Raw genomic sequence first — 12,935 nt, 5'->3', positions numbered from 1 at the left:
CTTGGCCGGAACGGCGTCACAACCGCTACAGTCGCACCTCCAATCCGCAGCGAGAACCCCGATGACCCGCCTCTACGATGCCCGCGGCAACCGCTATGTCGTCACCACACCCGAAGCGCTGCGCCAGCTCGGCATCGCCGTGCCACAGCAAGCCGCCGACGCGGCGCGGCAGCGCGCGCAGTGGAGCGTCGCCGCCATCGAGGCCCTCTGCACCTGGCCCGAAGGCGAGCGACCACAAGGCGCCAAGGGCCATCGCTCGGACGGGCTGCTGGTGGGTCCCTTCGGTGACGCCTCGCCCTGGGACCTGCTGATCGTCAACACCGACGGCAGCCTGACCGAACGCAGCGGCAACGGCATGACCCTTTTCGCCCAGTCCCTGCTCGACGACGGCCAGGTCTTGCCCAGCCAGGCCTTCGTCCTGCAGGTGCACCACGACAAGCCCGGCGGCAGCTCGCCGGTGGTCACGCCCATCGAGCCCGCCGAACGCGATGGGCACTCAGGCTTCTGGTTGCAGATGGGCGCACCGGGGTTCGGCCCCGAGGCGGTGGGTGCCGATGGCGAGCATGTGGCCGCCGCCGACTTCCACGGCCACCCGCTGAGCCGTGTCGACGCCCTGGCGCAGGTGAATCCCGAATGGCAGCGCAGCCAGTTCGTGCGTATCGGCAACCCTCATTGCGTGACCCTGCTGGACGATCCCGCCACGCTGCCGACCATGCCCTGGCTGCGCGCCGCCGTGCCCCACGCGGCACTGGAGCGCATCGCCTACGCCGCGCCCATCGGCGGCGGCAACCCCTGCCCCGCCGGGGTCAACCTGCAATGGGCGGCGCGGGCGGCGGACGGCGCCATCGAGGCGCGGGTGTTCGAGCGCGGCGAAGGGGCGACCGAATCCTCCGGCAGCAGCGCCTGCGCCGTGGCCAGTGCCGCCTGGAAGGCCGGGCTGGTGGCGGCCGGCGAGGTGCAGGTGCGCATGCCCGGCGGCACCGCGCCGCTGCGCCTGGAGCAACAGGGCGAGGCGCTGGTGGGGGTGTGGCTGTTCGGCGTGGGCACGCGGCTCGACGGCTGAGGTTCAGCCCGGCGCGGTGGCCTTGAGCCCGGCCAGCACCAGCTTCTGGTAGAGCTGCTCGCGCAGGCCGCTGGGCGCGTGCAGGTCCATGCGCTGCAGGTGGCGGGTGTAGTCGGCGGGCTCCGGCAGGTCGAACAGGGTGGCCATGCCCAGCTCGAGGATCTCGCTGAGCTTGAGCTTGCTCTTCAACCAGCGCAGGGCGCGCAACAGGTCTTGTTCCTCCGGCGTGAAGTCGCAGCCCAGCGGGTATTCGGCGAACAACCGGGGATGCTCGGCCTGCAGCGCCAGCAGGCGCCAGGGGGTGTTCTGCCGGTAGAGCGGGTCGAGGGTGAAGTCAGCGGGCAGCTTGCCGGCCTTCTGCGCCTCGGCGATCAGGCCGTCCTGGAAGCGCGAGTCGGCGATGCGCAGCAGCGCTTCGATCACCTCGGCGTCGTTCTTGCCGCGCAGGTCGGCGATGCCGTACTCGGTCACCACCAGATCGCGCAGGTGCCGGGGAATGGTGGCGTGGCCGTATTCCCAGACGATGTTGGAGCTGGCCTCGCCGCCTGACTCACGCCAGCTGCGCAGCATCAGGATCGAGCGGGCGCCCTCCAGCTCGTGGGCCTGGGCGACGAAGTCGTACTGCCCGCCAACGCCGCTGAGCACGCGGCCGTCCTCCAGTTGGTCGGCGGCACTGGCGCCCAGCAGGGTGATGGTGAAGCAACTGTTGACGAAGCGCGCGTCGCGGCGCTGCAGGCGCTTGAGCTCTTCGTCGCCGTGCAGGCGGTTGACGTAGCTGATGGCGGTCATGGCGATGCGTGACAGCGGCCCGTCGCCCAGCTCGCGCAGGCGCTGGTAGAAGGCTTCGGGGCCGAGGAAGAAGCCGCCATGGATCAGCACCCCGCCGCGCACCTGGCCGAGCTGCTCGACCAGGGCCGCGCGGGTGGCGGCGTTCTCCATATCAGGGCTGAGCCGGCGCCCATCACCCAGCAGCAGCTGGCCACCATCGAGGCGCACGGTCTCGCCGAGCAGGCCATGGCGCTGCAGCCAGGCGAGGCTGTCGCCATCCAGCACGCGCGGCAGCTCATCCAGCAGTGCATCGAGGTCGGTCACGGCACCGTGGGGGTCCAGCACCCCGGCGTTGGCCAGGCGTTGCAGGCGCACATCGGGGTACACCGGGCGACACAGCACGCCCGCTTCCAGCAGCACCAGCAGGCCGAGCAGGAACATCTCGCTGTTGGCGTAGAGCCCCTGGGCAAAGGGCGCCAGGCCGCCTTCGGCCTCCACCAGTGCACCCCAGCGCTGGGGCACCTCCAGGGCGTCGAGCACCGCGCGGTAGCCAGCGTTGTCCCCCTGGCGCGCCACCAGCGCGGCGGCCAGGCCATCGGCCATGGCGCCGATGCCCACCTGCAGCGTGCCGCCGTCGCGCACCAGGGCGCTGGCGTGCAGGCCGATGGCATGGTCCTGCAGGCTTACCGGCATGTTGGGGGTGGAGAACAGGGTGCTGCGCTCGGGGGCGTCCAGCACCAGGTCGAATTCGTCGGCGTCGATCTCCGCATCGCCCGGCATATAGGGCAGGGCCTCGTGCACCTGGGCGACGGTGAGGATGGTTTCCCCCGCCGCGCGGCGACGGCGCAGGCGCGGCAGCAGGTCGAGGGTGATATCGGGGTTGCAACTGAGGCTGAAGCGCCCCGGGTTCTGCGGCCGCGCGGCGACCATCTGCGCCACCAGGTTCAGGCCCTTGCGGTCGAGGTCCCGGGCCACCTGGCTGTAGTTGAGGCTGACGTAGCTTTGCTGGGCCTGGGGGTTATCCAGCTGGCTGGCCGGCTGCAGGTAGAACTCCTCCACGCGAATATGCGCCGGCAGCTCGCCACAGCGCAGGTCACTGAGATAGTCGAGTTCGAGGTAGTCGCCATACAGGCGGCGCAGGAAGGGGCCGGAGAAACGCTGTTCCAGCTCGCTGGCCGGTTGCGGCTTGGCCAGGGACAGCGCGGTATAGAGGGTCAGCTGGCGTTCGGGCAGTGCCTTGACCCGCTGGTACAGCGCGTTGACGAAGCGGTTGGGCTTGCCCAGCCCCAGGGGGATGCCGAGGCGGATGGGCCCCTCGATCCGGCGCAGCACTTCATCCACGGCCTGTTCCAGCGAGCAGTTGGGCACCTGTCCTCTCCCTTGCAGATCGACGATGCAGGGTTGGACCGGCACGGCTGCGTTTTTGCTCAACGTGCGACGGGCTGCGATTCAAACGCTCGCTTGGATTGCGCTTTCCAGGAATTTTCAGGCAGCATCGACCGGGTGCTGGCATAGCACCTGCATTCTTACCAGCCCCAACCACCTACGCCGAGGCCTACTCATGCGCATCGTCCAAGCCACCCTGGAGCACCTGGACCTGCTGAACCCGCTGTTCGTCAAATACCGCGAGTTCTACGGCGAACTGCCCTTCCCCGATTCCTCCCGCAAATTCCTCGAGAAGCGCCTGCGCCGCAAGGAGTCGGTGATCTACCTGGCCCTGGCCGATGACGACGACACCAAGATCCTCGGTTTCTGCCAGCTCTACCCGAGCTTCTCGTCCCTGTCGCTGAAGCGCGTGTGGATCCTCAACGACATCTATGTCGCCGAGGACGCCCGTCGCCAGCTGGTGGCCGACCGCCTGCTGCAGACCGCGAAGAAGATGGCCAAGGAAACCAACGCCGTGCGCATGCGCGTCTCCACCAGCGCCGGCAACGAGGTGGCGAAGAAGGTCTACGAGTCCATCGGCTTCCGCGAGGACAGCGAGTTCGTCAACTACATCCTGCCGATCCACGAAGACTGATCCACCCGCCGGGCGCCCCTCAGGCGCCCAGGCTCCGCCACCAGCCGATCACCAGCGGCACCGTAACCCGCACCACCCGGTGCAGCGGCCCTGTGGGCCTATCCAGCGGAAAACAATGGAAACAGTTGCAACCTTCATGCTGGAACAGGTGGCGACGGATGCTCGCCGTTGCCACATCGCTTGCCCCTATAATGCCGCTCGCCCGGCAGCAGAGCCGCCGCCGCAGAATCGACAAGGCGCCCCATGGATTTCAACCTGCTCGACCTGATCCTCCATCTCGACGAATACCTGAACCTGTTGGTCAGCAACTACGGCACCTGGATCTACGCCATCCTTTTCCTGGTCATCTTCTGCGAGACGGGCCTGGTGGTGATGCCCTTCCTGCCCGGTGATTCCCTGCTGTTCATCGCCGGCGCCATCTGCGCCAATGGCGCCATGGACCCCATCGTGCTCGGCGCCCTGCTGATGCTCGCGGCGATCATGGGCGACAGCACCAACTACATGATCGGGCGAACGACCGGCGAGCGGCTGTTCAACAAGCCCAACTCGAAGATCTTCCGCCGCGACTACCTGCAGCGCACCCACGAGTTCTACGACCGCCACGGCGGCAAGACCGTGACCCTGGCGCGCTTCCTGCCCATCGTGCGCACCTTCGCCCCCTTCGTCGCCGGCGTCGGCCGCATGCCCTACGGGCGCTTCCTGGCCTTCAGCGTCGTCGGCACCATCCTCTGGGTCGGCGGCCTGGTGACCCTCGGCTACTTCTTCGGCAACGTGCCCTTCATCAAGCAGAACCTGTCCGTGGGCGTGGTCGTCATCATCCTGCTGTCCCTGGTGCCCATGTTCATCGGCGTGGTGCATCGCCACCTGCGCCCGGCCGACGCCAGCGACAGCACCGAGCGCCCGGGCTGAGCCCATGTGGTCCCTGCGCAACTGGCGCCGGCGCCGCACGCTGGCGCGCAACCCGGTCGCTGACACGCTCTGGGCCGAGGTGCGCCAGGCGTTGCCGATACTCGACGGCATCAGCGCCGAAGAAGACCAGCGCCTGCGCGAACGCAGCGTGCTGTTCCTCCACGACAAGCACCTGAGCCTCCTGGGCGACGTCCAGCTCGCCCCGCGTGACCGCCTGATCCTCGCGGCCCAGGCCCAGCTGCCGCTGCTGCACCTGGGAGAACTGGGCTGGTACCAGGGCTTCCACGAACTGGTGATCTACCCCGACGATTTCGTCAGCCCCCAGCGCCACCGCGACAGCGCCGGCGTCGTCCATGAATGGGACGCCGAGCACAGCGGCGAAGCCTGGCTCCGCGGCCCGGTGGTGCTCGCCTGGCCCGGCGTGCAGGCCAGCGGCGGCTGGGAGGGCTACAACCTGGTGATCCACGAACTGGCACACAAGCTGGACATGCTCAACGGCGACGCCAACGGCCTGCCACCGCTGCACCGCGACATGCGCCAATCCGACTGGGCCGAGGCCATGCAGGCCGCCTACGATGAAATGAACGCCCGCCTCGACGAAAACGAAGACGCCGAGCTGCCCATCGACCCCTACGCGGCGGAAGACCCGGCGGAATTCTTCGCCGTCACCAGCGAGTACTTCTTCAGCGCCCCCGACCTGCTGCAGGCCGCCTACCCCGCCGTCTACACCCAGCTCGCGGCCTTCTATCGGCAAGACCCGGCCACGCGCCTGGCACGCCTGATCGACGAGCACCCGGACTATCGGAACACGACCAACGGATGAGCACGACGGCGTGGCGCCGCCCAATGAATGTGCATATAATCCGCCCACTTTTTTTGGCCCATTCCCAGGGAGTCGACCATGAGCTACAGCAAGATCCCGGCTGGCAAAGACCTGCCGAACGACATCTACGTCGCTATCGAAATCCCGGCCAACCACGCGCCGATCAAATACGAAATCGACAAGGACAGCGATTGCCTGTTCGTCGACCGTTTCATGGCCACCCCGATGTTCTACCCGGCCAACTACGGCTACATCCCCAACACCCTGGCTGACGACGGCGACCCGCTGGACGTGCTGGTCGTGACCCCGTATCCCGTCGCCCCCGGCGCCGTGATCCGCGCCCGTCCGGTCGGCGTCCTGCACATGACCGACGAAGCCGGCGGCGACGCCAAGCTGATCGCCGTCCCCCACGACAAGCTGTCCCAGCTGTACGTGGACATCAAGGAATACACCGACCTGCCGGCCCTGCTGCTGGAACAGATCAAGCACTTCTTCGAGAACTACAAGGATCTCGAGAAAGGCAAATGGGTCAAGGTCGAAGGCTGGGGCAATGCTGACGCTGCCCGCGCCGAAATCGTCAAAGCGGTTGCGGCTTACCAAAAGTAAGCCCCGACCTCTCATGGAAAGCCGGCCACAAGCCGGCTTTTTTATTGCCCGAAGAAATCCGACAAGATCCTACAGCACTAGCAAATACAGGCCCTGCAGCTTAGCATTCGTCCTAAGACATCCAGTAACCATCCATAAAATCCGCGACCAAGGTGTGGGTCAAAGTGTGGGTCGAGGGGTGTGGGTTGGAGTAGGAGCGAGTAATGGGCAAGCTGACCAGCAAGACCGTGGAGTCGATAGCCAAGGCTGCAACGCCAGGAAAAACCAATGATGGCGATGGCCTGTACTTCCAGGTATCCAAGAGCGGCGGAACCAGCTGGATCTTTCGCTACAAGCTGGATGGCCGCAGCCGCGAAATGGGGCTAGGCCCCTTTCCGGCCGTCACACTCAGCCAAGCCCGGCAGTTAGCCGCCGATCAACGCAAGCTTCTAGCGTCCGGAAGCGACCCACTGGCAACCCGCGATGCGGCAAAGGAAGCCAAGCGCGAAGCCGAACGCCAGGCTGCAGCACGTCGCACGACGTTCGAAGATCTCGCTCGCGAATACCAACAAGCACACGGCGGTAGTTGGTCTGAGAAGTGGCGGAAAGGCTGGCTGCGCAAACTGGAGCTCTACGCCTTCCCGACCATGGGCAAGTTGTCGGCTGACATCATCAGCACCGAGCATGTGCTTGCTGCATTGCAACCCATCTGGGTAACCAAGACCCGGACTGCTGATGAAATCAGGGGCCAGATCGAGCAAATACTAGATGCAGCCAAGGCTCGGCGCTTACGCGAGGGGGACAATCCTGCCCGCTGGCGCGGACACCTGGACAATTTGCTGAGCAAGGCAGAGAAGAAGAAGGCCAGACAGCGCCAGCACTTCCCAGCACTGCAGTGGAAAGACACTCCGAAGCTGATATCCACCCTGGCCAACATCGATACACGTGACGCCATCGCAACCAGATTACTGATTCTAACCGGTGCTCGTTACCACATGATCCAACATGCTCAATGGTCTGAGTTTGACCTCGAAACTGGCACTTGGGCACTGCCGGCTGAGCGCATGAAGATGCGAAAACCTTTCGTCATTCCTCTATCGCCCCCGGTAGTCGAGATGCTGAATATCATGAATACGACTCATTCAATATATCTTTTCCCTGGGCAAGGGAAGAATGGTGTCATGCATGGCAACGCCATACGCAACCTGCTGCACAAGCTGGGGTATGCAGACATCACGAGACATGGCTTTCGATCGACCTTCCGGGACTGGGCAAACGAATGCACCAACTACCCGCGAGAGGTATGCGAGCTTGCGCTTGCCCATGATGAACGCGACCAGACCGAGGCGGCCTATTCGCGCTCCGACCTTCTGGAGAAGCGCAGGGCACTGATGGCGGAATGGGCCAAGTTCTGCACGAGCAAGAAGTGACCCACAGCAAGCCCCAAGCAGCCGGTAACAACAGACAGAAACCGGCCAAAAGCGGCCATGCACGCCCCTCATCATTGCGTGTGTTGAGGCGTCAGGTCACCCTTTGACTTACATCAGTTTGCGCCCTGAATCGAGGCCTATATTGATTAGTGGCAATCCACTCCCTGCCCACTATCCCGTACAAGGATCTGAATTATGAAAGCATCCAAACTCGCCGCCCTCGCTTTGGCGGCTGTACTTTTCCCAGCCTTAGCTTTTGCGCAGCAGGACGCTAACGCCGCCAAGCCGACTCAGCAGTCTATGAGCATCGAGCAATTTGACCAGGAGATGGCGAAGGCGCAGGAAAACCTGAAGAACATGCAGGAGCAGATGAGCCTAATCCAGAAGGCGGCCGATCCTGCGCAGCGCCAGAAATTGATGCAACAGCACCAAGTCATGATGCAGCATGGAATGCAAATGATGAACGGGATGTGGGGCGACGGAATGATGGATTGCTGCGGAGGCGGCAAGATGGGTGGGCAAATGATGGGGGGCGGCCACATGATGGGCTGGGGCCAAATGGGCAGCCACTACTCCCAGATGTCGCCTGAACAGATGAGGCAACATCAATACATGATGGACAGATACATGGGTATGCAACAGATGATGATGGATCAGATGATGCAGCATCAGCAGCACATGGGCACTCCGCCTCGCTAAGCCCTAACGCTTGTTCCACGGGAACCGCCCGACTCCCATCACTAAGCGTCTGCCCACCTCACCTTGCGTGAGGTGGGCAGGACCTCATGCGGTAGCAACTGCTCGGTCTCACTCGCCCGCTGCGTCGGCTGCCGCGTTAGCACATCTTTCAATTACCCAGTAAGTGCCCTCGCTCCAGATGCTAGGAAGCTCTGCGGGAGCCAGCGGGCTGAAACTCGGTAATGGTGATGCAGTCTGACGCCGAAGACGTGGCGTGCGTGAGTATTCGCATTGGTTCTGGGGTTAGTCGGGAGGTCTTGGAGTCAGTCGAGCGTGATGTACTAGATAGTGGAGGCTCTGCATCGCTCTTGCCGATCAATGATCCTAAGGGCGAGCGCTTTACCTCTCGTCGATCGAGGCGACGATTACTCCAAGTTGCGCTCGGAGGTTGAGCCACAGCCAGAAGCAGACATTCGATGATTTAGAGCCAGCGCCTCACCTGCGAGCAGTAACGGGCGAAATCCACACCGAACAGCATCGTTAGTGCCCGTTCCTCGGGAACAATCTGGAAGCGGTTCATGTACAGCACGAAGACGACCACACCGAGCAGTGTGAGTGGCGAGGCCAGCAGCAGCGACCAAGCCACCAGGGCGGTGGCAAAGCCCAGATACATTGGGTTGCGGGTGTACTGGTAGATGCCACCATCGACCAGAGCGGAGGCGCTCTCCGGACGTAGCGGGTTGACCGTGGTGCGAGCACGATGAAATGACAATACACCAGCAAGACATACGCCGAGCCCGAGTAACAGCACCGGCAGAGCGGCGGCTAGGCGCCAGCCAAGCGTCAGCTCAAAGCCTGGCAGGTAGCGATAGGAAGCCCCCATCAGCACTCCAATGATGGTTGCAACCAAGGGCGGCGGAATTCGGTTTTCTAACACGCCCATCGTGTCACTTCCTTACCTTGGCGACTTCGCTGCTCACCAGCTGGCGCAGCGGCTCTAGGCCGAACTCATCCAACGGCTGGCCATTGACGAAGAAAGTCGGCGTGCCCTGAACGCCCACGGCCTTAACATCTTGCATATCCTGCTTCAGTACGGCGTCGACACCAGGACTATTCATGTCCGCACGAGCCTTCTCCACATCCAGACCGACTCGTTCGGCGACGACCCAGGCCTCTTGGGCCTTGGGGTCGTCGTGCCAGCCCGGCTGGGCTTCTAGTACCGCTTCCAACACCTGCGGATACAGGTTCTGTTTACGCGAGGCCTCCAGCAGGCGCGCCACCTCCTCGGATACTTGGTGGAACAGCACATAGCGCAGCACCAAGCGCACTTCGGCGGGGTTCTCGGCGAGGATTTTCTTCACATGCGGGTAGAAGGCCCGGCATGCCTCACAAGACGGATCGAAGAACTCGACAATGGTCACCGGGGCTTTAGCTGGGCCGAACACCGGCGAGTGGAAACGGACCAGGTTGCTGCTGTCTGAGGTGGCTTCCGTTGCGGCTTGTGCTGGCGCGGTTGCCTGGGGCTGCTGCGATGTCTGGGACGATTTGGATGGCGCGTACAGGTAAGCGGCGGCAGCGAAGACAGCTAGGATCACCACACTGATGATCAGGACCAGGGGGCGGCGGTTCATTAGATGGTTCTCCGGCGGATGATGATGAGTAGAACGGTGATCAGGATGAATGCGAGCAGAGCCAGCACTGGCAACGGCACGCCGCCGAATATGGTCATCTCGGCTCCTGAGCAGGACGGGCCGGTAGCCGTGCAAGGCTGAATCGGCTGGGGAATCAGTCCGGCGTAGAGCAGCGTGTGGGCGAAGGCCAACACCGCGCCAATAGCGGCCAGCGGCAAGGCATAACGCCAAATGGCGAAGTCTGAGCGGTAGCAGGCGATAGCCAGAACCACCGCCAGAGGGAACATAAAGGCACGCTGGAACCAGCACAGCACGCAAGGTGCCTGACCCATTACCTCGCCGATGAACAGCGCGGAGAGAGTCGACACCAAAGCTACTAACCAGGCGAGCAGCAGCAGATTCCAGCTGCCGGAGGAAGGTTGAAGGCTCATCGTAATTTCCTTATGCCTAGCGGGCGCTACGGCAGACGATCCTGTTGATCAGGCCTTCAAGGCCAGTATGCGGCGCGCACCGTTCAGCACGAACAGTCCTACTACAGTGCCAATGACCAGATCTGGGTAGGGTGAGCCTGTCCAGGCAACCAATGCCCCTGCAGTGATTACACCGATGTTCGCGAGCACGTCGTTTGCTGAAAAGATCCAGCTCGCTTTCATGTGAGCACCACCTTCGCGGTGGCCATAGATCAGCAAAAGGCAGCTGACGTTTGCCACCAGTGCGACTAGACCTACCCCCAACATCAGCATCGACTCAGGCTCACTACCGTAGAAGAAGCGCCGAATCACTTCTCCGAGTACACCCAGAGCCAATACGATTTGAAGGAAGCCCGCCAGATGGGCTGCGCGCACTTGCAACTGCGCGCTGCGGCCGACCGCGTATAGAGCCAATCCATAAACGGCAGCATCAGCAAACATGTCCAAAGAGTCGGCAACCAGGCCAGCCGACTGAGCGATTAAACCAGCGGTCATCTCGGTGACAAACATCGCGCCATTGATGCCGAGCAGGATTTTCAGCGTACAGGCCTCTTTCGAAGCAGTTAGCTCTTCACTAGCACTGTTGGCCGAGACGGACTCCTGGCTGGCTGGTTGAGTGCCTAGCAGTGTTGCGCCCAGGCCAAGTGACTCCAGCTTGCTGGCAATCTGATCAACCGACCCATCATGAAATGCGCGTACTTGCCTGCCGGCTAAATCAAAGGACAACGAGTGAAGTTCAGGCAAGCCATTGAGTGCGAGCCGAATCATCCGCTCTTCGGAAGGGCAATCCATTTTGGGCACAGAAAAACTGCTGACCCAGCTTCCTTCACTCGAAGATATGGCCGCTGCTTCAATGGCTTCCGCAGTAGAACCGCAACCACAGGACTTTTCACAAGAGCTCACTATCCATATCTCCTATTGAACTTGAGCCTGCGGATTACAAACCATGTAGTAGCTACAGGGTCAAGCATGCATGCCATTGTGTGCAAATACGTGCATTCGACCCGCTAACTCTCGGGTAAAGGGTGCAGTGTTAGCCAGCGTCCTGGCACCTTGGGTTGCATGTCGAATATGCCCGAGTGCCAGTGTCGTGCAGGGCCCTCCAGCCAGCAGGAACTGTACTAGCGGGCTCTCGCTAGCCCGGCCAGTTTCTCTAAAAACTGCCACGTCGCGCTCATCGTAGAGCGCAATGCCCCAGCCATCGCTGTTCCTGCTGGCACCCCCTGCGTGTGCTGCCAGACTCATCAGTGACGAGGTCAGTCTCGCGGGATACCGACTAGACATTCCCAGCAACTCACACATGGCGCGTGCTCCGGATAGGGTATTGGCTTAGCTCACCAACTGCTGATGCCTGGGCAGACCGATGGATATCAGCGCGGCCAACACGACAAAGGCGCTGGAGACCCACAGGCAGGCTTCCAGGCCGTATTGCTGGAAGACCCAGCCGGACAACAGCGTCCCGACCAGCCGGCCAAGCGCGTTGGACATGTAGTAGAAACCGACATCCAGTGACACGCCGTCTTCCTTGGCGTAGCTGACGATCAGGTAGCTGTGCAGCGACGAGTTGATGGCAAACACGGCACCGAAGATCAGTAGACCACCTACCAGTACCGCCTGCTTGGGTAAATCGCTATCCAGGCCCAGAGCAATCGCAACCGGAATGCCGGCTAGCAGCGCCGCCCAGAGAAACGCCGCACGGCCATCGGGCACATGCCCGCTGCGCTTGCCGGTCAGGGCCGGAGCGAAGGACTGCACGATGCCGTAGCCGATGATCCAGCTGGCCAAAAAGCCACCCACCATCCAGAAGTCCCAGCCGAAAACCGTGCTCAGGTAAACCGGCAAGGCAACCACAAACCAGACATCGCGGGCGCCAAAGAGGAACAGGCGCGCGGCGGAGAGGATGTTGATCGCCCGGCTTTTGGAAAGGATGTCCTTGAACTTGGGCTTGGCTTTGGCCTTGCCCAGATCCTTCTTCAACAGGAACAGACTGGCGATCCAGATCACCGCCAGCACGCCGGCCATGGTCAATACCGCGCCGGCAAAACCCAGCACGGCCAGCAGGGCGCCGCCGAGGAAGAAACCCACGCCCTTGAGCGCATTCTTCGAGCCGGTGAGGATTGCCACCCACTTGTACAGCGTGCCCTGCTGGGCATCGGGCACCAGGAGTTTGATGGAACTCTTGGCCGACATCTTGTTGAGGTCTTTGGCGATCCCCGACAGCGCCTGTGCGCCCATGACCCAAGGCACGGTTAGCCAGGCGGCGGGCACGGTGAGCATCAGTAGTGCGACCACCTGCATCGCCAGGCCGATATTCATGGTGCGATTAAGGCCCAATCGGGCGCCGAGGTAGCCGCCGACCAGGTTGGTGACTACGCCGAAGATCTCGTAAAACAGAAACAGCGCGGCAATCTGCAAGGGGCTGTAGCCCAGGCTGTGGAAGTGCAACACCACCAACATGCGCAAGGCGCCATCGGTGAGGGTGAATGCCCAGTAATTGCCGGTCACCAGCAGGTACTGTTTGACCTCCGGGGCCAGGGCTGACAACGCCTTCATGCTTG

The 12,935-nt window shown here is 62.6% G+C and carries 14 protein-coding genes; 7 read left to right on the top strand and 7 right to left on the bottom strand.

Annotation, left to right across the window (positions count from 1 at the left end):
• The first annotated feature begins 61 nt into the window (after window positions 1–61).
• Window positions 62–1,063 (top strand): diaminopimelate epimerase, encoded by a 1,002-nt coding sequence (locus PI990_RS04590; RefSeq protein ID WP_271659932.1) that lies wholly within the window; start codon window positions 62–64, stop codon window positions 1,061–1,063.
• A 3-nt stretch (window positions 1,064–1,066) separates the two neighbouring features.
• Here the strand turns inward: PI990_RS04590 and PI990_RS04585 are convergent, their stop codons facing one another.
• On the bottom strand, window positions 1,067–3,199 hold the full coding sequence (locus PI990_RS04585; protein WP_271659931.1) for an acetyl-CoA hydrolase/transferase C-terminal domain-containing protein: 2,133 nt from the start codon (window positions 3,197–3,199) through the stop codon (window positions 1,067–1,069).
• 193 nt (window positions 3,200–3,392) lie between these two features.
• Here PI990_RS04585 and PI990_RS04580 point away from each other — a divergent pair, with 193 nt between their 5' ends.
• From PI990_RS04580 to PI990_RS04555, 6 genes are all read left to right on the top strand, one after another.
• Window positions 3,393–3,851 carry a GNAT family N-acetyltransferase gene (locus tag PI990_RS04580; RefSeq protein ID WP_021216750.1) on the top strand — a complete coding sequence of 153 codons (459 nt, stop codon included), beginning with the start codon at window positions 3,393–3,395 and terminating at the stop codon, window positions 3,849–3,851.
• Between the two features lie 243 nt (window positions 3,852–4,094).
• On the top strand, window positions 4,095–4,760 hold the full coding sequence (locus PI990_RS04575) for a DedA family protein (RefSeq protein ID WP_021216751.1): 666 nt from the start codon (window positions 4,095–4,097) through the stop codon (window positions 4,758–4,760).
• 4 nt (window positions 4,761–4,764) lie between these two features.
• Window positions 4,765–5,583: a zinc-dependent peptidase gene (locus PI990_RS04570; protein ID WP_021216752.1), complete on the top strand. Its 819-nt coding sequence runs from the start codon at window positions 4,765–4,767 to the stop codon at window positions 5,581–5,583.
• Window positions 5,584–5,661: 78 nt separating this feature from the next.
• Window positions 5,662–6,189: an inorganic diphosphatase gene (gene ppa, locus PI990_RS04565; RefSeq protein ID WP_021216753.1), complete on the top strand. Its 528-nt coding sequence runs from the start codon at window positions 5,662–5,664 to the stop codon at window positions 6,187–6,189.
• Between the two features lie 203 nt (window positions 6,190–6,392).
• A complete protein-coding gene (locus PI990_RS04560; protein WP_034019487.1) occupies window positions 6,393–7,598 on the top strand; it encodes a tyrosine-type recombinase/integrase in 1,206 nt (401 codons plus the stop codon).
• A gap of 195 nt (window positions 7,599–7,793) precedes the next feature.
• Window positions 7,794–8,297: a hypothetical protein gene (locus tag PI990_RS04555; protein WP_003118387.1), complete on the top strand. Its 504-nt coding sequence runs from the start codon at window positions 7,794–7,796 to the stop codon at window positions 8,295–8,297.
• Between the two features lie 460 nt (window positions 8,298–8,757).
• On the opposite strand, the gene PI990_RS04550 is transcribed toward PI990_RS04555, so the two are convergent.
• The 6 genes from PI990_RS04550 to arsJ form a co-directional block, all read right to left on the bottom strand.
• Window positions 8,758–9,219, bottom strand: a complete 462-nt coding sequence (locus tag PI990_RS04550) for a methyltransferase family protein (RefSeq protein WP_003118386.1) — start codon at window positions 9,217–9,219, stop codon at window positions 8,758–8,760.
• Window positions 9,220–9,223: 4 nt separating this feature from the next.
• Window positions 9,224–9,907: a DsbA family protein gene (locus PI990_RS04545; RefSeq protein WP_003118385.1), complete on the bottom strand. Its 684-nt coding sequence runs from the start codon at window positions 9,905–9,907 to the stop codon at window positions 9,224–9,226.
• Window positions 9,907–10,338, bottom strand: a complete 432-nt coding sequence (locus PI990_RS04540; protein WP_003118384.1) for a disulfide bond formation protein B — start codon at window positions 10,336–10,338, stop codon at window positions 9,907–9,909. The genes PI990_RS04545 and PI990_RS04540 overlap by 1 nt, the downstream gene beginning before the upstream one ends.
• 48 nt (window positions 10,339–10,386) lie before the next feature.
• Complete coding sequence (locus PI990_RS04535; protein ID WP_271661259.1) at window positions 10,387–11,283, bottom strand: cation transporter; 897 nt, start codon at window positions 11,281–11,283, stop codon at window positions 10,387–10,389.
• 57 nt (window positions 11,284–11,340) lie between these two features.
• Window positions 11,341–11,622 (bottom strand): class II glutamine amidotransferase, encoded by a 282-nt coding sequence (locus tag PI990_RS04530; protein WP_235567577.1) that lies wholly within the window; start codon window positions 11,620–11,622, stop codon window positions 11,341–11,343.
• An 84-nt stretch (window positions 11,623–11,706) separates the two neighbouring features.
• Window positions 11,707–12,930 (bottom strand): organoarsenical effux MFS transporter ArsJ, encoded by a 1,224-nt coding sequence (gene arsJ / locus PI990_RS04525; protein ID WP_017678240.1) that lies wholly within the window; start codon window positions 12,928–12,930, stop codon window positions 11,707–11,709.
• Between the last annotated feature and the right edge of the window lie 5 nt (window positions 12,931–12,935).

This window comes from Pseudomonas sp. TUM22785, from assembly GCF_028198105.1.
GTDB lineage: Bacteria > Pseudomonadota > Gammaproteobacteria > Pseudomonadales > Pseudomonadaceae > Metapseudomonas > Metapseudomonas solani.
The sequence above is the reverse complement of the archived record's forward strand: the minus strand, read 5'-3'. Positions and strand labels throughout refer to the sequence as shown.